The organism is Peribacillus loiseleuriae (assembly GCF_001183985.1).
In the GTDB taxonomy this organism is placed as follows: Bacteria; Bacillota; Bacilli; order Bacillales; family DSM-1321; genus Peribacillus; species Peribacillus loiseleuriae.
In genome coordinates this window covers 180,658-182,116 of record NZ_LFZW01000002.1, presented here as the reverse complement: position 1 = coordinate 182,116, position 1,459 = coordinate 180,658, and the positions used below count along the sequence as shown (strand labels likewise).

At 33.7% G+C, this 1,459-nt stretch carries 2 protein-coding genes; both read right to left on the bottom strand.

Annotation, left to right across the window (positions count from 1 at the left end; translation table 11 throughout):
* Window positions 1-31: 31 nt before the first annotated feature.
* The gene (locus tag AC625_RS25225; RefSeq protein ID WP_049681094.1) at window positions 32-361 is read right to left on the bottom strand and encodes a helix-turn-helix domain-containing protein; all 330 of its coding nucleotides are present in this window, start codon (window positions 359-361) and stop codon (window positions 32-34) included.
* A 129-nt stretch (window positions 362-490) separates the two neighbouring features.
* Entirely contained in the window at window positions 491-1,234 is a 744-nt protein-coding gene (locus AC625_RS25220) for a class I SAM-dependent methyltransferase (RefSeq protein ID WP_049684054.1), read from the bottom strand.
* Window positions 1,235-1,459: the final 225 nt, after the last annotated feature.

The window sequence follows — 1,459 nt, the reverse complement described above, 5'->3', positions numbered from 1 at the left end:
TGATCCGTAAGCTCATGAATTATTTTGTATTTTAACGATTTTTCTTTTCCTGTATCATCCCCCTTTTCGCAGCTAAGAGCTTTTTTAAAAAGGCATTCTCTGCTTCTAATCGAGTCATTTTTTCTGTATCACTTTCATCGTCTTTGTTAGCTCTACCTTTAAGTGGGTTACGAGATGTTCCTCTCTTTTCCTCTACCCCTTGAATTCCTTCTCTTTTATAGTGAGCTATCCATCTTTGGACAGTTGTAAATCCAATCCCTAACTCTTTGGAAATTGATCTAATCCCCATATCTTCGTTTTCGTATAAATGAATCGCCTTTAGCTTAATCTCTTTTGTATAGGTTGTTCTAATTTTCCCCATGAAAAATCCCCTTCATTGAAGACAGTATAATCCTTTCTTTTTACTGTCCACTATAAGGGGATAATAGCAATTGGAAGATCCTTTTAGTAATATAAAAATTAGAAACGGTTAATATAAATTTATTTATTTTTAAGAAGCAATTTCCTTTTCTACCGAGATTATTAAAAACATAGGTCTTCGGTTTTCATCTTTCATTTCAGGTACACTTTTTAACATTTCAACAGAAGGCATAGGTTCCTTGACTGCTCTTATGCTAAAACCAGCATCAATTAAGTCATTTATATATGTTGAAACTGTACGATGATATTTTACAACGTTCTCAGTTAAGAATGTTGTTTCACGGACTCCTTCTGATTGATAGTTGTCAACTGGCCAATGCAGACGATTCCCATGGTCATCGAAATGCCAATCTTGTTTGTTTCTAGAAGTAAAGATTGGATGTTCGACTGAGAAAACAAAAGTACCCCCAGGCTTTAGACAATCATAGATTTTTTTGCAGATTGCTTCAAACGACTTAATATAGTGAAAAGCCAATGAACTAATTACCACATCAAATTGAGAGTCTGAAAAATTGATGTCTTCAATTGGCATTTTTATATACGAAATTAAAGGATCCTCTGTTTTTTCACGAGCTTTTTGAAGCATTTTTTCGGATATATCTACAGCTACCACAGAACTTGCTTGTTGCTCACGAGCAAATCGGCAATGCCAACCGAAACCGCATCCCAGATCAAGTACATTTTTATTACGTAACTCTGGTATTAATGCTTTTAATACATGCCATTCCCCAGCAGCATCAAGTCCTTTTATTGACCGGGGCATTTGCTCATATGCAGAAAAGAAATTTGTATCATCATATTTATTTTGTTTCATCATTTATACATCTCCTATAGATTAAAATAGCCTCCTAAAATTAATACCACATCTATTTCAGGAGGCTATCTATCTTCTTCTTACCATTACTTTCACCTCTTTATCTTTGATTAATCACTATTCTTATTATAATACAAATCTTGGTTAATTTAATCTGCTACTTAGTTCAACAAGATACCAAAGTACCAGATGAATACTGTATACAAAACTAGTTAACATAATCGC